Annotated in this window: 1 pseudogene; it reads right to left on the reverse strand. The window is 49.2% G+C overall.

The window, feature by feature from the left end:
* Window positions 1–8: 8 nt before the first annotated feature.
* Window positions 9–258, reverse strand: a pseudogene (locus tag NLF92_RS13340) (exodeoxyribonuclease I); the annotation flags it as partial.

Here is a 258-nt window from a genome sequence, read left to right on the forward strand (position 1 = left end):
TGACGAAATCACAAGTTTTGTGCGTAGGCATACAGGGCTTTCAGGATGGCCTTATAATCCGCGTTTTCGGCGTGCTGCTGCGCAAGTTGTTCAAGTGTAAATAAATACTGCTCCAGCGTGATACTGGCTGGTGAGGTCGGGTCGGTTAAGCGGAACTGCCGGTGTCGCTGCCACTTCTGACTTTCTTCGAAAGTCAGTGTATTCGGGTAGTTCCTTGCTCGATAGCGGAATAACAAGGTTTTAAGTGTAGGGTTCTGG

It is taken from the genome of Opacimonas viscosa, from assembly GCF_024199005.1.
GTDB lineage: Bacteria > Pseudomonadota > Gammaproteobacteria > Enterobacterales > Alteromonadaceae > Opacimonas > Opacimonas viscosa.